General features: G+C 61.4%; 19 protein-coding genes. 13 read left to right on the top strand and 6 right to left on the bottom strand.

The genetic code is table 11. The annotated features are described in order from the left end of the window. Window positions 1-145: 145 nt before the first annotated feature. Genes HDE76_RS07120 through HDE76_RS07105 form a run of 4 tightly spaced genes read left to right on the top strand, consistent with a single transcriptional unit; the run spans window position 146 to window position 2,398 of the window. Window positions 146-679: a tail fiber protein gene (locus HDE76_RS07120; protein ID WP_179482867.1), complete on the top strand. Its 534-nt coding sequence runs from the start codon at window positions 146-148 to the stop codon at window positions 677-679. Window positions 680-715: 36 nt separating this feature from the next. Beyond that, window positions 716-1,246 (top strand): tail fiber protein, encoded by a 531-nt coding sequence (locus HDE76_RS07115; protein WP_179482865.1) that lies wholly within the window; start codon window positions 716-718, stop codon window positions 1,244-1,246. Window positions 1,247-1,298: 52 nt separating this feature from the next. Continuing rightward, window positions 1,299-1,832, top strand: a complete 534-nt coding sequence (locus HDE76_RS07110) for a tail fiber protein (RefSeq protein WP_179482863.1) — start codon at window positions 1,299-1,301, stop codon at window positions 1,830-1,832. 5 nt (window positions 1,833-1,837) lie between these two features. Continuing rightward, window positions 1,838-2,398 (top strand): GNAT family N-acetyltransferase, encoded by a 561-nt coding sequence (locus HDE76_RS07105; RefSeq protein ID WP_343205674.1) that lies wholly within the window; start codon window positions 1,838-1,840, stop codon window positions 2,396-2,398. Here the strand turns inward: HDE76_RS07105 and HDE76_RS07100 are convergent. Next, the gene (locus HDE76_RS07100; RefSeq protein ID WP_179482862.1) at window positions 2,380-2,664 is read right to left on the bottom strand and encodes a hypothetical protein; all 285 of its coding nucleotides are present in this window, start codon (window positions 2,662-2,664) and stop codon (window positions 2,380-2,382) included. The two genes, HDE76_RS07105 and HDE76_RS07100, sit on opposite strands and share 19 nt — an antisense overlap. A gap of 1,361 nt (window positions 2,665-4,025) precedes the next feature. On the opposite strand from HDE76_RS07100, the gene HDE76_RS07095 reads away from it, so the two are divergent. The 4 genes from HDE76_RS07095 (at window position 4,026) to HDE76_RS07085 (ending at window position 6,833) form a co-directional block, all read left to right on the top strand. Then, window positions 4,026-4,646 carry an FAD-dependent monooxygenase gene (locus HDE76_RS07095; RefSeq protein WP_218862603.1) on the top strand — a complete coding sequence of 207 codons (621 nt, stop codon included), beginning with the start codon at window positions 4,026-4,028 and terminating at the stop codon, window positions 4,644-4,646. 27 nt (window positions 4,647-4,673) lie between these two features. Beyond that, window positions 4,674-4,820 (top strand): hypothetical protein, encoded by a 147-nt coding sequence (locus tag HDE76_RS20565; protein WP_218862601.1) that lies wholly within the window; start codon window positions 4,674-4,676, stop codon window positions 4,818-4,820. A 239-nt stretch (window positions 4,821-5,059) separates the two neighbouring features. Then, entirely contained in the window at window positions 5,060-6,208 is a 1,149-nt protein-coding gene (locus tag HDE76_RS07090) for a GGDEF domain-containing protein (RefSeq protein ID WP_184506296.1), read from the top strand. Window positions 6,209-6,608: 400 nt separating this feature from the next. Further along, a complete protein-coding gene (locus HDE76_RS07085) occupies window positions 6,609-6,833 on the top strand; it encodes a hypothetical protein (RefSeq protein WP_184506294.1) in 225 nt (74 codons plus the stop codon). 116 nt (window positions 6,834-6,949) lie between these two features. Here the strand turns inward: HDE76_RS07085 and HDE76_RS07080 are convergent, their stop codons facing one another. After that, on the bottom strand, window positions 6,950-7,852 hold the full coding sequence (locus HDE76_RS07080) for a hypothetical protein (protein ID WP_184506292.1): 903 nt from the start codon (window positions 7,850-7,852) through the stop codon (window positions 6,950-6,952). Window positions 7,853-8,356: 504 nt separating this feature from the next. Beyond that, window positions 8,357-8,611 carry a helix-turn-helix transcriptional regulator gene (locus HDE76_RS07075; protein ID WP_179482854.1) on the bottom strand — a complete coding sequence of 85 codons (255 nt, stop codon included), beginning with the start codon at window positions 8,609-8,611 and terminating at the stop codon, window positions 8,357-8,359. A 165-nt stretch (window positions 8,612-8,776) separates the two neighbouring features. On the opposite strand from HDE76_RS07075, the gene HDE76_RS07070 reads away from it, so the two are divergent. Further along, the gene (locus HDE76_RS07070) at window positions 8,777-9,232 is read left to right on the top strand and encodes a hypothetical protein (RefSeq protein ID WP_184506290.1); all 456 of its coding nucleotides are present in this window, start codon (window positions 8,777-8,779) and stop codon (window positions 9,230-9,232) included. Between the two features lie 119 nt (window positions 9,233-9,351). Here the strand turns inward: HDE76_RS07070 and HDE76_RS07065 are convergent, their stop codons facing one another. Both HDE76_RS07065 and HDE76_RS07060 read right to left on the bottom strand, forming a co-directional pair. Continuing rightward, window positions 9,352-10,005, bottom strand: coding sequence for a hypothetical protein (locus HDE76_RS07065; RefSeq protein WP_184506288.1), 654 nt, complete (start codon window positions 10,003-10,005; stop codon window positions 9,352-9,354). 93 nt (window positions 10,006-10,098) lie between these two features. After that, window positions 10,099-12,045: a CocE/NonD family hydrolase gene (locus tag HDE76_RS07060; protein ID WP_184506286.1), complete on the bottom strand. Its 1,947-nt coding sequence runs from the start codon at window positions 12,043-12,045 to the stop codon at window positions 10,099-10,101. A gap of 368 nt (window positions 12,046-12,413) precedes the next feature. Between HDE76_RS07060 and HDE76_RS07055 the strand changes: the two genes are divergently transcribed. Continuing rightward, a complete protein-coding gene (locus HDE76_RS07055) occupies window positions 12,414-13,073 on the top strand; it encodes a hypothetical protein (protein ID WP_221262323.1) in 660 nt (219 codons plus the stop codon). 62 nt (window positions 13,074-13,135) lie between these two features. On the opposite strand, the gene HDE76_RS07050 is transcribed toward HDE76_RS07055, so the two are convergent. Then, window positions 13,136-13,891 (bottom strand): M90 family metallopeptidase, encoded by a 756-nt coding sequence (locus HDE76_RS07050; protein ID WP_184506284.1) that lies wholly within the window; start codon window positions 13,889-13,891, stop codon window positions 13,136-13,138. Between the two features lie 548 nt (window positions 13,892-14,439). Here HDE76_RS07050 and HDE76_RS07045 point away from each other — a divergent pair. Genes HDE76_RS07045 through HDE76_RS07035 form a run of 3 tightly spaced genes read left to right on the top strand, consistent with a single transcriptional unit; the run spans window position 14,440 to window position 17,593 of the window. Next, window positions 14,440-14,949: a FecR family protein gene (locus HDE76_RS07045; RefSeq protein WP_221262322.1), complete on the top strand. Its 510-nt coding sequence runs from the start codon at window positions 14,440-14,442 to the stop codon at window positions 14,947-14,949. A 7-nt stretch (window positions 14,950-14,956) separates the two neighbouring features. Then, window positions 14,957-15,574 (top strand): OmpA family protein, encoded by a 618-nt coding sequence (locus tag HDE76_RS07040; RefSeq protein ID WP_184506282.1) that lies wholly within the window; start codon window positions 14,957-14,959, stop codon window positions 15,572-15,574. 39 nt (window positions 15,575-15,613) lie between these two features. After that, window positions 15,614-17,593, top strand: a complete 1,980-nt coding sequence (locus HDE76_RS07035) for a CHASE2 domain-containing protein (RefSeq protein ID WP_184506280.1) — start codon at window positions 15,614-15,616, stop codon at window positions 17,591-17,593. Window positions 17,594-17,640: the final 47 nt, after the last annotated feature.

Raw genomic sequence — 17,640 nt, 5'->3', positions numbered from 1 at the left:
CAAGAAATGGGTATAAATAAAAGTGCCTGTAAATAGTCACGGGCTTTAGTTGCGACGCACCAAAAAAAACATGCACTTGTAACTACGGCAAGCGTGTTACACATTAGCGCGGCGCGAGGACGCGCATCCTTCAAGGGAAATATCCATGGCTCAGGTCTATATGGGGCAAATCATGCTGGCGGGCTTCGGTTTTGTGCCCCGCGGTTTTGCAGCCTGTAACGGTCAGCTTTTGCCGATCAACCAGTTTCAGGCTCTGTTTTCGCTGCTCGGAACGCAATATGGCGGCGATGGCCGCACTACCTTCGCACTGCCCAACTTGCAAGGGCGAGCCGCGGTAGGTGCGGGGGCGTCGGTGGATCCCAACTGGCAGCCGCCGGCGTATACGCAGGGCGAGGTCGGGGGGGCCGAAACGGTCACTTTGGTATCGCAGAATCTGCCGGCGCATACGCATACGGCCCTGGGGTCGACAAACGCCGGTGCGATCAAAAACCCTACCAACGCGATGTACGCGGGCAGCGGATCGGAATCGATCTACGCGCCCTCCTCGGGGCCGCAAGTGGTGTTGAACGGCCAGACGATTGGGTTATCGGGGGGCAGTCAGCCGCATGTAAATATGCAGCCCTACGGCGTACTCAATTTCAATATCGCGCTATACGGCATTTTTCCGTCGCGTAATTGACCGTTTCAGCATCCAAGTCCGCACGGGAGCCAAGCCATGAGCACGCCTTATCTCGGAGAAATCCGGCTGTTCGCTTTTTCACGTATTCCAACCGGCTGGTTTGCCTGTGACGGCAGCCTAAAGCCCATTTCGGATTACGAAACGCTTTTCACCTTGCTTGGAACCACCTTCGGGGGCGATGGCGTCAGCACGTTTGCCGTACCCGATATGCGTGGGCGCCTCCCCATCAACATGGGCAGAGGAGCCGGTCTGTCGCCGCGCGTTCTAGGCGAGTACAGCGGTAGCGAGAGCGTGACGTTGCTTACGCCCAATCTGCCCTCGCACAACCATACGTTTGCCGCGACGACCGGCCTCGCGAACGGCAACGCACTGTCGAGCAGTGTCGAGCTGGGTACGGTCAGCGGCGATCTCCTTTATGCCAGCGATCTCACGGGTGCGCATTCCTATGCCATGTCTCCCACCACGATCAGTGCTATCGGCGCCAACCAACCACACGACAACACGATGCCGACCTTGACCGGGTCGTTCTGCATTGCCTGGGCCGGCATTTATCCGTCGCCGAGTTGAGTCGAGCGCAAGCATCGAATAGCCGCGACGCTAACATCTTGAGGAGAGCGATATGACCGAGCCGTATTTGGGTGAAATCCAGTTATTTGCATTTAACTTCGCGCCCGTCGGATGGGCGTTATGCAATGGTGCGACCTTACAGATCAGGCAGTTCAACGCCCTTTTTTCGTTGATCGGCACCGCCTACGGCGGCGACGGACGAACCACCTTCAACTTACCCAACCTTACCGCGCGTGCGCCATGCAGCCAGGGTACCGGACCGGGATTGAGCTCGCGCACTATCGGCGAAACGTTTGGCGAGAATGGGGTGGCGTTGACGACGTCTACCATCCCTTCCCATACCCATAGTTTGAACGTGTTCAATCAACCCGACACGGCCAAGCGAAGCCCTTCACCGGCGGCGAATTACGCGCTGATACCCCCGGAGAACGTGAACCCATTCGTCAACGGTATAACGCCCAATACCAGTTTTGCACCCATAACGGTCGGCGTAACCGGCGGTGGGCAGCCGCATGAAAATCGCCAGCCCTACCTCGCGTTGAACTACTGCATCGCGTTGCAGGGCGCGTTCCCCAATTTCGGTTGAGCGACGTGGCGTCACCCTCTTTCCCCGAAGCGCGCGGCGACCGATTGCGTACGCCGGTGGAACTTGACGCGCGCGGCATCACCTTACGCCCCATCGTAGACGCCGATATGGCATTCCTGCGCATGCTCTACGCGCAGACGCGAGCCGCCGAGCTGGCATCCGTGCCGTGGCCGGTCGAGTTCAAGCAGAAATTCCTCGACGACCAGTTTGACCTTCAGCATCGCCACTACGTGAGCTTTTTTGGTACCGCCGAGTTTCTGCTGATCGAACGAGATGGCGAGTCGATCGGGCGGTTATACCTCCTGCGCGATATGCTCGAATTCCTTATCGTCGATATCACGCTGATCGAAGCGATCCGAAATCAAGGTATTGGCGGCCTGTTGATCAAGCGTGCCCAAATGGAGGCAGGCTCGCTCGGACGCGGCATGGTTCTGCATGTCGATCGGCGCAATACCGCTGCGCGCAGGCTCTACGAACGACTGGGCTTCTGCATAGTCGACCTCGACGACGGCAGCTCTTCACACCTGACCATGCGCTGGTCGGCGGATCAATTGAATACTGCTTGATAGATAAACCCATTTGCTTGCCGAGCGATGGGCACCATAAAAATAGCGAAGTCGCCCATGATGGAATGCCGCAGCTGATAAAGGCTTTGCGGCATGACTTCCGCTCTCTCACAAAAAAACAGGAGACTAAAGGGCTGACGGGAAGCTGATGTCATGCCCAGCGGCGTCGCCTCCACCAGAATGAAGGCGACCGGTTCATCGTTATAGCTGCTCGCGAAGATCTCGTTGAGGTGCGGCAAGAAATGATGCAGCTCTAGATAGCTCATGGGGTTTCCGAGTCGACGGCACAGTGATCTGCGCAAGTTTAATACGCGAGATGGGATCGCCGAGAGAATGCGTCGGGGTAACTGTGCGTTCGCAATCGCTTTCTGCGCTGGCTTGTACTTTCTTCGAGGCGCACCGCGGTTCGTGCGTTTTGCTTATCCGGCAGCAAGCTTCTCCAATAGTATTGGCGACAATGCCTAACAATTCCGTAAGAGACTTCCCGTCAATACTGCCCGCTTGATGCTCTTGCCCCGAGCTTTCAGGCTTTTAGTTGGCCATCATGTTGTTCTCTATATTGCGTCGTGCGTGTCAGTGCGTGTGGCGTTGAACCTTGCCAGACTGCATTTCCGTAAACGGTCTTGTTGCATTGATGGTGCTGACACAGACCTCGGTATAAATCGCGCCCTGAGACCTCACTCGTTCACCGGTGTCGTCGGTGTCTGGCGATCGACCAGAAAACGTTTAGACGTCCAGAATGTTGGCAGGTTCTCTCTCTAGGCCATCAGCCGATATGGCGGTATTAATTGCTCAGATGCAGCAACCCCTCCGATTGGATTCAGCTGAATGGCTTTCCCGCAAGAATCCTGAAGTGCCATGCGCGTAGTCTTCGTGGAATGGAAAGGCGGCGTGTACCCAGTATTCCGAATCGATTCAACAAGGGTGACTTGCCTCGCTCTTTCTCGAAGTCCCTTGGCCCAAGTCCTTAAAGCTCGCCCCTAGCGACTGTCAATTCCAGAATGCGTATCCGTGACTAAGGCGTTGTTCGATCGAAAGGACCAGCGTGAACCTTGCTGGGCATACGGAGTTAAAAAAGAGAGCTTGAGAAGCGGCCGCCAACTCAAGCCGCCGCCAGCAACGTTCCCAATTGACACAGCCAATGACTGCTTTGCGGCATGCGATTGTGGTAGCCGACGGGCGGTTGTTGGCCGGTTACTGACCGATCGCCGGCGTCCGCCGATTCGTCGACTGGCGAGTGACGCTTGATGGTCGCTGTTCGACCCATTTTTGCCGTTGGCGAGCGTCCGCTTTGCGGCGGCATCTTAGGTGGCAGACCGTATCTTCTTGGCCGTTCACCGACCGCTGTTTGGTGTGCGTCGCCCCCGTTTCGGCCATTGCAAGGTTGCAGTGGCCTTGACCGCCGCTGCTTGTTGCCGCTTCATCGTCAATGGCAAAATGGCGCGTCGGAAAAGGCAGACTTGGTTTGGTAAGCCCAAGTCCTTTCGGTAACGAAAGCTCTGCTCTTTGGCTTCGTGCACAAGATCCCCACGACGAACATGTGACGCCATTCAGGCGTCTATACGTTCGTCCGTGTGGTTCTCCTTCTGAAGAACGCTCCGGTCGGACATCGACAGAGGAGCAGTTCATGCACAAGCATCATCCAGATATCCATGACGTCGTCATTGCCGGCGGCGGCCCCGTCGGCCTGTTTCTCGCTTGCGAGTTGCGCCTGTTGGACCTGTCGGTCCTAGTGCTGGAGCGATCCGAAGATCCACACTCTCCCTTGAAGCGCATGCCGTTTGGAATGCGTGGCCTTTCGGCGGGCACCCTTGAAGCCCTTTACAGCCGTGGATTGCTGGACGAGGTCGTTGCAGCGCAGCGTGCGAATGACGGCGCAGACAGTACTGCAAAAACCGCACCCTGGATGGAACAGCCGCGCCGGCCAGCCGGCCATTTTGCGGGTATCCCGTTCTATCACGACGACATCGACACCTCGAAGTGGCCTTATCGCCTGACAAGCCCGGCCGGCACCAGCATGGCCGTCGCATTGGAGACGCTCGAAACAGTCCTGGCCCGCCGAGCCAGCGCCATGGGGGCCGAAATTAGGCGTGGCTTCAGCGCCGACGAGTTTCACGCATCAGGCGAAGAGGTGACCGTTCGCGCAGGTGGGGAGACTTTTCGCGGACGCTGGCTCGTCGGTTGCGATGGTGGCCGAAGTGCGGTGCGCAAGGCAGGTGCCTTCGAATTCGTCGGCACCGCTCCTTAGTTCACCGGCTATTCCGTCGAAGTCGAGATGGCCGATCCGAAAGCGCTCCCACTTGGCCGGCACTACACGTCGACCGGCATGTACACCTATGCGCGGCCCGGCACTATCGCGATGGTGGATTTTGACGGCGGCGCTTTTCACCGAACCCAGCCGATCACGCTTGAGCATGTGTAGGCGGTCCTGCGCCCCAGGGCTGGCCGGTTTGAGAGCATTTCGGGTGGCCGGTTTGAGTGTGGAATCGGTGGTGGGTTCGATCGGAATACGCAAACGGTGCTGCCCATGTGATCAGGCTCTTCCCCGGATCCCTGATCTCGGCTCCAGCATGGCATGGGCATGCTCACGGTGCTGTGCCCAGGTTTTCATCGTAAAATGACGCGGTCGCTGATAACGCGGCGTATCCCTGCACGCCGCCGATGCATGTTGATCTTCCAACGCTTTATTACCTCGTGGTGGGGACACTGCTGGCCAGTGCGGCGCTTACGCTGTGGGAGGCGCAGATCAACTCGGCGCGCCGCCGCCCGCTGAGGTTGCTGGCCATTGGCTACACCACGCTGGCGGTGGGGTGCACGATCGCGACCGTTCGGGATCATCTGTTCGGCGGCGTTGGCGCAGCGTCGGCCAACTTGGTCATCGTGGCCGGCTACCTGCTGGTGTGGAATGGGCTGGCCTGTTTTGTCGGGCGCCGTCACTTGATCGCCTCGCTGGCGCTCTGGCTGCTTATGCTGGCGTCCTGGCTGTTGGCGGGGCCGCAGGCGCAAACCGCCATGTGGATGTATGTGAGTGCGGGTCCGATCGCGCTGATCTGCGTACTGGCCATGTGCGATGCCCTGAGCATCGACCCCGACAGGGAGCTGCGCGCGCGGTACATTGTGGCCGCGGTGATGGCCGTGCACGCCCTGACGTATGCCTTGCGCTGCTCCCTGCTGCCCTGGTGGGTCTCTCGTCACGGGCCCGCTGGGCTGCTGCTGGCCGGCTGGCTGACTATGTACGAGGGCGTGCTGTTTTCAGTGGTGCTGCCGATGGCGGTGCTGCGGCTGGTGCGTGAGGAAGCGCATGGCGAACTACTGCGCGATTCGCGCACGGACTACCTGACGCGGTTGGGCAACCGGCGCTGGTTTTTCGAGGAAAGCGAGCGGCTGATGCGCGCGAAGCATGCGCGGGGGCCACTGTCGCTGCTGGCGTTCGATCTGGATCATTTCAAGCAGATCAATGACGAGTACGGCCATGACACCGGCGACTCGGTGCTGCAGGCCTTCGCCGACACGGCGCGGACCGTTCTGGGCGAGCCGGTGGTGCTGGCGCGCATGGGTGGCGAGGAGTTTGTGGCGCTGCTGCCTGGCCGGCATGGCGAGGAGGCCCGCCAGATCGGCGAAGCCCTGGTCAGACAGTTTGCCGCGGCCGCGGCGGCGGGCGTCTGTGGCATGCCACTGGCGGCCACCGTAAGCGTGGGCCTGGCGCAGCTCGATCAGGATGCGTCTTCCCTGGCGGGTCTGCTGGCGGCTTCCGATCGTGCGCTCTACCGTGCCAAAGCCCAGGGCGGCAATCGCCTGGAGCTGGCCTAACCGGTCGGCTGGCTAGCGAGATATACGGCCGCGTGCACGGTCGTCGTTTTCTAGGCGCGGTGTGATTTACGCTGCGGTATGCGTCACGATGTTCCCTATGACTCCGGCTCGTGGGCGCAGCTAAACCGTTTCGGTCTACAAGGGCTTCAATTGGGCGGACGGTCAACGGAGTTTGTCGATGCCAGGCTCGATGGGGCAGGCTGTCGATGCAGCGATACGCGGCTCGGGTAAGGGCGATGCGCCTGGAACGACTTTGACCGCTTTGCCGTCTCTGCGTTTGCCGGGTAAAAACCGCCGCTCTGAATTTTGGATCAGAATGCGCTCTCTCTATAACGACAAGCACGCGGCACCGCTTGCCGATCGTCGAGTCACTCACGCACGCCACCACCCGGGAAAACCTATGGAAACGATCCACGTCGTGCAGCCGTTCGACCGGGTGAAGAACGGTTTGAAACCGGGGCAGGTGCTGCAGTTCAAGACGGCCGATGAGGCGGCACGCCGAGCCGGGCTGCTGGCCAGCAAGCATGCCGGCGTCGTCGCCTACAGCATGGACGTGGACGAGGACAGCGGCGACTACGGCACGCCGCGCGTGCTGTTCGAGTCGGGCGACGTGCCGGAGCTTTGATCGGCGAAAGATACGGGGCCAGGAGCTAACCGGGTCGGCGCCCCTTAGCTTGCCTGGTTTGCGAAAGCTGACGTCGTGAACGACGAGGGCGAGTGCCGACCGGCTTCGATCCATGCTCAGTGCGGCGCGGCACTCGTCGAAGCCGCCGGCGCCGATACTTCCGCCGCGGCGCGCTTGGGCGTATCGGCCGGGCACCACGGCTTGAGGCGCTTGCCGGCGTTGAACAAGTCGATGCATTCGCGCATCTCGGCCTTGAAGGCCAGGTCGGGCGTATCGATCGGGCAGCCGTACGACAGCGGCTTGGTGTTGCGGTACTCGGCAAAGCAGGTCGACAGCGGCGGCGGCTTGGGCGGGTTCGGATCTTCGGCCAGCGAATGCGCCGGCATATTGAGGCGCTCGTCGCCATCCTTCGGCGAGGGCGGTATCGGCGGCGTGCCGCACAGCGGATTGAACCCGGGTTTCTTGGGGTCGCAGATGCTGGCAGCGATTGCCTTGATCGCATCGCCGACGTGCCGCCCGACTTTGCCGCCGGCCGTTTCGTTCGGCGGCGGAAAATATTTTTCGAAGCGGGTGGTCTTGGTGTGCATCTGGTTGTAGTCGTGCTGCATGATCTGACTGTCGTCAGTCGGCTTGGCCGGTTTGATCTTGGGGTTCGTCGTGGCGTAGTCGGTCTGCGTGGGCGCCAGCCGCACAGAGCCGTCTTTTGCAAACAGACTGGAAGCGGGCGGCGTGGCTGCTGGCGGCGGTGCCGCTTCATGATCCTGCACCACCATCGCATCGCGATGCGGCTTTTCTTTCACCACCGGTCGCACGCGTGGTGGCGGTGCCTGCGGCGGCGCTATCGCGGGTTGCACGGGCGGCGGCGCGGCGGCCGGTGCGCTGGGGTGGTCGATAAAACGCACGACCAGCGCCTGCTCGGTTTCGACCGGCGCTGCCGCCAGATTCGATACTTTGGCCTGCATGGCGTACCACAGCACCAGCGCGAACAGCGCGTGCAGTACCAACACCAACGTCAGCACCAGCGCCAGCGTGGGACGTGTCAGCGATGGCTGCCGCCAGCGGCCGCGCGCCAGGGTCTCGCGCGTTTCGCTGTCCAGTGGTGCCAGACCGCGGGCACTATCGCCATGGCTTTTATGTGGGGCCTGCTCGGAACGTTCGATGACACTGCCTTATAAGAGCCTATTACCCACACGAAACACGCGCACACCGTCAGCGCGTTTTGCGGCCAGCCACTATAGACCGATTTTTTCATTCAGGGTTCCCCTGAATCGCGGACGGCTGCCGCAACGCCGCCGCCAATGCCGAACTCGATGCGCGCACGCAACACGGCGCAACGGAAGGCGTGGCGATCAGCTGGTGAGTTATCGACAGTGAATGCCTTGCGCGCGTCGCGCGTTTGGCCCGTGTGCGTGTTGGGTATCTGCGATCGTCGATCGCGGAGGCTGGGTTTGCAGTCGCCTCTGATCGCAGGCCTGCAACGGGCGTTTCAGGCTTTACGAGCAGGCAAACCGGCAAACGTTTTTCTAGTTCTCTCCGAGCACCTTGAACATGCCGGGGTCGACCAGATCGCGCAGCGAGACGCCAAGCGTCTCTGCCAGCAGACCCATATTGTCGATGGCGATATTGCGCGTGCCGCGTTCGACTTCGGAGACATAGGTGCGGCTCAGGCCCGCCTGCAGAGCCAGGGCCTCCTGCGACAAATCTTTCATGCGCCGGCTCTGGCGCAAGTTTCTCGCAAAAACGTCGCGCGCGCTCAATGGTTTGGATGCCTTGCCCATGGGCCAAAGCATCCATGCAGTGGATGTTGATCGCTACAAGCTATAGGAGTATAAAAAGTAACTATAAGTGACTTTAAGAAATGACTAAACGACGAATTGTCTCCTATACAAGGAGATGCCAGTGAACTCATATCGTGCAGGCGAATGAGATAGGGACATGCATCAATGGAACTGATCGATAACGACAACCAAGCCGCCACGCCGACGGACTCGGCGATCGAGGATGAGAGCCGCTATGGCGAAACGCTCGCCGAGCTGCTCGGCAACCTGCAGGGTCTCGCCGAGGATGCCGTGGTCGGCACCGGCCTGGCCCGCTTCAGCACGCAGCGGCTGATCGCGATCCGTTATGCCGCGCAACGCAGGGTGGAGACGCAGCTGCAGGGTATGGCGGCGCTTCTGCAGGTCATGCGGTTGGCGACGCGGGAGTTCGGCGACCGGCTAGCTCCGCATGTCATGTCGGATATCGCCGCGCATCTCCAATGGCAAACGCAGGAGCTGACCTGCTGGGGCGAACTGGCGAACCAGGCCGCCTACATCCGCGAGCATCCCGACTTCGCGCGATCTCTGGCTCAGCGCTACGTGCAACAGGCGCAGACTTTGGGCGAGTGGCCGAGCGCTTGAGCGGGCGCGGTTGAAAAGCGGGCGCGCGGCGTGCCGGTGGAAAGGGACGTCCGGCCGATTGGCTCGCGCGATGTCCGATTCTCGTTGAAGCGGCCTTGCCTTGGCCGAAGAGTGACGGCTTACGCGATCGCTTTGCTGAGTAACGTTTCGTAGAGTTGAAGTCGCAGTCGGATGTTGATCTGTCTCACGCTCAGCCAATAGCCGAAAATCAGCGCGAAGATCAGAAAAATTTCTATCCAGCCGGGGTGGGGCGGCCATTGCATGTCCTTGAACTGCAGATAGAGCGCGACGACGATGGGCAGGGCGCCGAGCTTTTCGATGCTGCCGGTAAGCATGGGCAGTTTCTCTTTCATTCGCTCATGCCGATAGCTGACGAATTCGCTCAGCGTTTCGCGCTCATCCAATGGGAATGCTCTTAGCCACTCGACGAGGGCCAGATGGTGGGGAAGATCGAAATCCAGTTGCTCGGCGAAATCGCGGCGTTCATTGGCAAACGTCGGCCACTTCGTCGGTATCAGTGAAATGCCGGCTACGAGCACGCCGGCCATTTCCACAGTCAAGCTGATGTAGGCGATGACCACGGTGGTCGCGTGGTTCGGCAGCAACTTGACGCTCAGGAGGCCAATCAGTGCGCCAAACGCGGCGGCGGATAGACCCCATTTGGCTTTCTTCGGAAAAATAGTGTTATCGGACGGGGATTCCGGCAGCGCCTGGATCTGTGCATCGAGCGCGGAAAAGGTGAGGGTTGGTGATTCCATATCTTGTTGCTCCATAAGCATTAACGTTGCAGGACCCGACTCGCATGTGAGTGCGGATCGGGTCCTTTGCATTGGCTGGCAGCCTTTCGTGTGGGATAGGTCGCAGACTCAGTGCCCGCTCGCCGCGTCCGATACCACCGGCAGCAGCACCGCACTGCGTCCGTCCGCGCCGTGCTCGATCGTCACCGTCGCTTTTTGGTAGTCCGACGGTTTGGCGAACAGGATATTGGGTACGTAGGTCTGCGGGTTGCGGTCGTACAGCGGGAACAGGCTGGACTGGATCTGCACCATGATGCGGTGGCCTGGCTTGAACGCGTAGTTCACCGTGGGCAGGCGGAATTTGTATTCCTGCACCTGGTTGGCCGGGATCGGTGACGGCTCGGCGAAGCTCTTGCGATAGCGCCCGCGGAAAATGTCGAGCGAGATCGGCAGCTCGTAGCCGCCCATGGCGGGGTCGTTCGGATCGCTGCCCGGATAGACGTCGATAAGTTTGACCACGAAGTCGCCGTCGGTGCCGGTGGTGCTGGCGAACAAGTCGGCGATCGGTGCGCCCTCCAGTCGCACGGTTTTGCTCAGCACCGGCGTGGTGTAGCTGAGCACATCGGGCCGATCGACCACGAAGCGCTGGTCGTGCACCAGCCAGGTGCGCCACGCGTCTTCGTTCTTGGCCGGGATCGGCCGCGGCAGATAAGGCACGGGTTTGGCCGGGTCGGCGACGTAGCTGTCGCCGCTGCCGCTGGGCGGCTCGAAGCCCAGGCCCTTGTCGGCCTGCAGGTAGAGCGGCGTGAGCGATTGTTTGCTTGCCACTTTCCAGTCGGTGAAATCGTCCCAGTGCTGCTCGGTCGGGTTGTAGATCATCGCCTCGGGCAGCGGTTTGGCCAGCGGCGTGCCGCGCAGGTAGTGGTTGAACCAGGGGATCATCACGCTGCGGCGGAATTGTGCAGTGGTGTTGCCCGGCCACTTCAGCGGGCCCATGTTCCAGCCGTCGCGGTTGATCTGGCTGTGCCACCAGGGGCCCATCACGAGGTGGTTGTTGCTGCCGTGGCCGGCGGTTTTCAGCGCTTCCCACGCGTGCACGGCGCCGTAGATGTCTTCCTGATCCCACAGGCCTTGCAGCCACAGGGTCGGCACGTTGGAGGGATGCGCGACGAGCAGCTTGTCCAGCGCCTGGTTCTGCCAGAAGGCGTCGTAGGCCGGGTGGGCCGAGAAGCGGTTCCACCAGGGCAGCTGCTTGAAGCCGTTGGCCTCGGCATAGGCGCCGGCGGAACCGGCGTCGAGGAAGTTGCTGTAGTCGTCGTAGCTGTCGCGCGGGATGGTTTGGCCTTCGCCCTGCTTGCTGGTCTGGCCGCTGAAGTAGTCGAGGTTGATCTGGCGCAGGGCGCCGTAGTGGTACCAGTCGTCGCCCATCCAACCGTCGATCATCGGGCTTTCCGGCGCGGCGGCCTTGAGCGCCGGGTGCGGGTGGAGCAGAGCCATGGCCACTGTCCAGCCGTCGTAGGACGAGCCGATCATGCCGACGTTGCCGTTCGACTCCTTGGTGTTTTTTACCAGCCAGTCGATGGTGTCCCAGGCGTCGGTGGTGTCGTCGGTGGTGGTCGGGTTGAGTGGCCCTACCGGTGGGCGCGTCATGATGTACTTGCCTTCGGAACCGTATTTGCCGCGGATGTCCTGCCACACCAGGATGGTGCTGCCGTCGGCCCAGTCCTTGTCGCCCGACCACACCGCGTCGGCCATGTGCGGGCTGTTGTTGGGTGCCATGCCGCTGGCGTCGTACGGCGTGCGTTCGAGCAGCATCGGCAGGCCGTGCGCGTTTTTCGGAATCATGATCACGGTGTGCAGCTTCACGCCATCGCGCATCGGAATCATCACGTCGCGCTTGACGTAGTCGAAGCCCCCCTGCGGCTGCTTCCAATCGGCGGGAATATCCGACGCGGTCTGGATCATGTCGGGCGTGATCTTCGATGCATCGGCGTTCTGTGCGCGAAGTGCGGGCGAGACAACACAGACGAGGCCGGCGAGCGAGACGAGTGCCGAGGCCAGGGCGGTTTTTTTCATGCGAGGGATCCTGTGAGGGGGCTTCAGAAAACTGGCGTGCGCGCGCGCTTTGTCAAAGCGCAGCGTGCTTTTGCGGTCAGCCGATCTTGGCCGTGCCTGCCTGAGGCATAGTAGAACTTCGATGGCCGCGTGCAAAAATCGTGCAGCTCTGTGCTGACTGCCTCACCCGCCCCGAGGGGCGGAATTTGGCTCTCGCGTAAAGGTCACTGGCTGGCTGGCTTCGGTTCTGTCATAACGCTTCCATGCGTCCCGAGGGACGGCAGCTGAGTTCCGGTCCCCTACATTCCCAACTCATGTAAGGACATGCCATGGCTAGCTTGGTTGCTCGTTCGGGGGCGAGGCGTGCGGATGATATTTTTTTCACCGCCATGTCTTTGCTGATGCTGGTGATCGTGCTGGTCGGCTTTGCGCCGAGCTACTTTTTGCAGGGCGCGGTGTTTGCGCATTTGCCGAGCCTGCTGGTGCATCTGCATGGTGCGGTGTTTTCGACGTGGATCGTCCTTTTCGTCATTCAGTCGAGTCTGATCTCGACAGGCCATGTCCGGCTTCATCGACGGCTCGGCGTGCTCGGCGCCGTGATTGCCGGACTGATGGTGGTGCTCGGTGTGCTGGCGCCCTTCGGTACGTTGCGGCGAGCGGCCGTGCTGCCGCCATTCTTTACGCCGGCGTCGTTTCTGATCGACAACGTCATCGGCATTCTCATCTTCGGCGCTTTCGTGGCGGTGGCGATCCGGAAGCGCCACAACGCCAAAGTGCACAAGCGGATCATGCTGATTGCCAACGTGATGCTGATGCCGCCGGCGCTGGGGCGCATCCCGTTTATGGAAAGCCATCCCGCGCTTATCGGTGTGATTCCGCTCGGCATGATTGTGGCGCTGTTGGTGTTCGACGTGTTCACCTGGCGACGCCCGCTCGCCGTTACCGTGATCGCAGGCCTGATTTTCGTCGTCGCCAACCCGATCATGGCGGCGGTCGTGCATACCCCGTTGGCGGAGCGGATCACCGTTTGGGCGCAGCAGCATCCGTGAGCGATGTCGCTGCCCGGAATCTCCTGTGGTGCGTTGTCGCTTTTTCTCGGGACGTCGAGCGTTCAGAGCGGGTGCTGCTTGTAAAACAGCTCGAGCTGCCGATAGACGTCCGGCAGATGCTCGTGCAGGGTTGCCGGTGCTTCGAAAAACTGTTCGCTGGCGACGGCGAAAAACTCGGCAGGGCTTTCCAGCGCATACGGATCGATTGGCAGATGAATGCCGTTGTGATGCTCATTTTTCAGATGATTCCAGGCGCTCAAGAAGACGCGCGACCACACGTGATGATCCATGCCTTTATGCAACGGCGGAAAGCCGTTGGCGTCGCCGTTGAGCATGTCGAGCTTGTGCGCCATTTCGTGGATGACGACGTTGTGTCCGGGTCTGTTTCCGCCGTGCAGCACTTCGGACCACGACAGGATCACCGGGCCGCGGCCCCACGCTTCGCCGGCCAACAGGGCGTCGCTCTGATGAACCACGCCGGCGGCATCGATTTTCGGCCGGCGGGGCATGAAGGCGTCCGGATAGACGATGATGCTGCTCCAGCCGTCGTACCAGTCCATGCCCAGTTTCAAAATGGGAACGCAGACGTTCGCCGCGAGCAGTACAAGATCGGCGTCGTCCAGCGGCAGATCTTTTACCGGCTCTACCGACTTGCGCACCAGAAACAGCGTGGCCAGCACGCGCAGCGCCGCCTGATCGGACGCGCCCAACCGACGTGCCGGTGCACAGCGCTGCAGCGCCTGCTGCCAGAGCGGCTCGTCGATGGGATGTCGAGCGACGATGCGTCGGATGCGCCAGTTTCTGAATTTGTTGAACATGGACGCATGCTGGACTGAGTCTTGGACTTCACAGGATTAGGGCCGACGCGCGCTTTCTCAAGCAAGACCGCGCGATTCATTCGGTTGCGACCGCTGCGATACCGGCCCGCTCGGGGATTCCGTCGGCGTGTCTGTCGACGGCAGGACGTCGGTTCGGGCAGGTTCTTACAGATTGGCACCGGTCATGCATTAATCATCCCGGGAAGAGGCTCCTCGCTTTTGCCTGCACCGGTCGCGACGTCCGACGAGGCGACAGAAGGAAGGCTGCGCCGTTTATTCCAGAACTCGTGATGCGTTCGCTACGCCCGGGAAGTGCGGTGATGAAATCGCCGTGACGACGCGCAGCGGCAGTGAATGACGCTGGTGGGGAAGGTGGAGTGTGAAGGGAGCGGCGGCGGGGGATGGGGGAGCTCACACGGTTTGAAAACCGGTTGGCATGATGCGGCGGAAAGCTTTGAGACATCCGCGCCGAGATGCGCACCGTTTTGGCGTCGTCCATCGACGTAACGGACTACCGGCCATCGTGGCCGGTCCGAATGGAGGATTGAATGAAACGCTATCTGTGCCTGCTGGGAGTTGCATGGCTCGTCTGCCTGGCGATGCCGGTTCACGCTACCGGTCATGCGAAAAAGAAGCCCGTGACCACGTCGGTTGCTGCCGATCCGGTGATAGCAGACGAAATTGCCGATCATGCCGCCCTGGTCAAAAGCGTGATCGGCGTAGTCAAGGTGACCCGCGGGCAACAGACGTTCGATGCCTCCAGCGGCAACACGTTGCAGGTTTCCGACCGCCTCGTCTCGGCGCCCGGCGCATCGGCCGCCATCGTCTTCCGCGACGGTACGCTGCTGACGCTGGGAGCGGGCGCCGACATTCTGGTGCGTAACTACGTGTTTGCGCCGAAGGACAACAAGTTCGCTTTCTCGCTGTACCTCAGCAAGGGCTCGGCGATCTACGAGTCCGGCAAGATCGGCAAGCTGTCGCCGCAGTCGGTATCGGTCGAGACGCCCAAGGCCACCGTCGGCGTCCGCGGTACCCGCTTTCTGATCGAAGTGAACTGAGCCGCCCATGGATATTCAACGTATGACAGTGCGGTTTTTTGCGCTTGTGCTGCTGGCCGCCGCCGGCGTGCTGTCCGGCTGCGCCGCCTCCAGCGCGACTAAGGTCACCCTGCTGCCGGACCAGAGCGGTCACGTCGGCGCGGTGACGGTGTCCGATGCGCAGGGCCAGCAGCGTATCGACCGGGCCTTCGACACGGTGGCGGTGGAGTCGTCGACGGCACCCGGCGCGCCGCGGGCCAGCGATCGCCAGGCGTTCGAAAAGGACCATCGCGCGCTGCTCGATGCGCAGCCGACCCCGCCGCGTAGTTTTACGCTGAATTTTCTGTTCGACAGCATGGCGCTGACGCCGGAATCCAAGCAGCAGCTGCCTGAGGTTTTGCAGTCCGTGCGCGATCGCAGCCCGACCGAAGTCACTGTTTACGGTTACGCCGATTCATCGGGTACTGCCGCGTACAACATGGCGCTGTCGGCGCAGCGTGCGCAGGCCGTAGCTCGCCTGTTGAAGCAGATCGATCCCAAGCTGCCGATGGACGTACGCTACTTCGGCGACAAGGCGCCGCTGGTGCCGACCGGGCCCGGCGTTCGCGAACCGCGAAACCGGCGGGCCGAAATCGTCGTGCTGTAACGCGGGCCAGTCATGAAGCCGATTACCTCAGATGTGCGGATGTCTCGACGCTCGGTCATTCTCGTGCTGCTGGGGGCGCTGTCGATCGCGCTGGTCGTCGGACTCGCCGGGCTGTTCAACGCGCCACCGGTCACCGGCCTGGACCGGTCTGTGCTGGACAGCCTGCTGGTGCATACCGCCTCGGGTGCTCCCGCGGCAGGCACCGTGGTGGTGGATATCGACGAAGTCAGCCTGTCGGCGCTGGGGCAGTGGCCATGGCCGCGCTATCGCGTGGCGCAGCTGATCGAGCGCATCGCCGCCGGGCATCCGTCGGCCATTGCGATGGACATCGTGTTCTCCGAAGCCGATCGCACCTCGCTGGCCGACATCCGGCAAACCTTCAAGCGCGACTTCGGCATCGATGTGTCGTTCAACGGCGTGCCCGCCGGTTTGCTCGACAACGACGGCTATCTCGGCCAGGTGATGGCGGGTGACGATGTCGTCGGCGCGCGCTATTTCTATTTCGACCACGCGAGCCGTTCCGATGGCCCGTTACGCCCTGGGGTCGGCTTTGTCGGTCGCCTGAACCTGCTGTCGCTCGATCGAGCGACTGGGGTATTGCAAAGCATCGATGCGGTCGCCTCGCAGACGCGCATCAGTGGCTTCGTCAACAGTCGTTTCGATGACGACGGCGTGTTGCGACGGCTGCCCTTGCTGATCGAATACAACGGCATCGTCCATCCCAGCCTGGCGCTGGCAGCGACCATGCGTTCGCTCGGCGTGGCTTCGGGCCGCGTGGAATCGGGTGCCGACGGGTTGTCGATCCGGATCGGCTCGCACCGCATTCCCGTGGACCGGCGCGGCGACGCGCTGCTGCGCTTCAACGGCTCGTCGCAACGCTATGCCAGCCTCTCTGCGGCGGATGTGCTGGGCGGTCGCGTTCAGCCCGCGGCGCTGCGCGGCAAGATCGTCTTCATCGGCTCGTCGGCTGTCGGTCTGCACGATATGCATCCCACGGCAGTGGATCGGGATTTTTCCGGATTGAAAATTCAGTCGGTGATGGCGCAGAACATCCTGGACGATCAATCGGTACGTCTGCCGGTGTGGGGCGGCAAGGCTGCCCTGGTTCTCGGTCTGCTGCTGGCCCTCGTGTTTGCCGCGCTATTCGTTGCCGGCTGCGGTCTGTCACTGCTGGCGTCGCTCTTCGTGTTATCCATCGCCGCATTGCTTGCGACGGTTGTGGCGGTGTTTGTTCGCGCCGGTCTGTTCCTGCCGATAGGCGGGCCGCTGCTGGTTCTCGGTGTGCTGCTGGTGCTGTCCTTCGTGGTTCGCTTCGCCGTCGATCAGCGCCGCGCGCAGCGTTGGCGCCGGCAGCTGGACAACGCCCGTCAGGTCGCCATCGAGTCGATGGCCGCCGTGGCCGAAACCCGCGACCCGGAGACCGGTGCGCATATCAAACGCACGCAACACTACGTGCGCGCGATTGCCGAACGGTTGTGGCGCACCGGCCAGCACCCGCAGACGCTGAACAAGGAATACATGCACCTTCTGTTTCTCTCGGCGCCGCTGCATGACATCGGCAAGGTCGGCGTGCCGGATCACATCTTGCTCAAGCCGGGCCCGTTGACGCCCGATGAGATGAAAATCATGCGCCAGCATGCGGAGTTCGGCCGCAAGATCATCTACAGCATGGCGGAACACATCGAAGGCGATAACTTTCTTTTGATCGCCGGCGAAATCGCCGCCACGCATCACGAGAAATGGGATGGCACCGGCTATCCGGATGGATTGCGGGGTCAGGACATTCCACTGTCCGGCCGCATCATGGCGGTCGCCGACATTTACGATGCGTTGATCAGCCGACGCTGCTACAAGGATCCTTTCCCGCACGAGCGCGCCAAGGCGTTGATGCGCGAACTGGACGAGACGACCTTCGATCCGGCCGTGCTCGATGCTTTCTTCGCGATCGAAACGGAAATTCTGCAAATCGCCGCCCGCTTCCGCGATGAGGAAGAAAATCCCCCGGCGTGGGTCGACTAGGTATTGCCTTGGTCTGCGGGCGTTGAAAAGAGCGGTGGTAAAAAGCT

It is taken from the genome of Rhodanobacter sp. ANJX3, from assembly GCF_014200755.1.
Taxonomy (GTDB): domain Bacteria; phylum Pseudomonadota; class Gammaproteobacteria; order Xanthomonadales; family Rhodanobacteraceae; genus Rhodanobacter.
The sequence above is the reverse complement of the archived record's forward strand: the minus strand, read 5'-3'. Positions and strand labels throughout refer to the sequence as shown.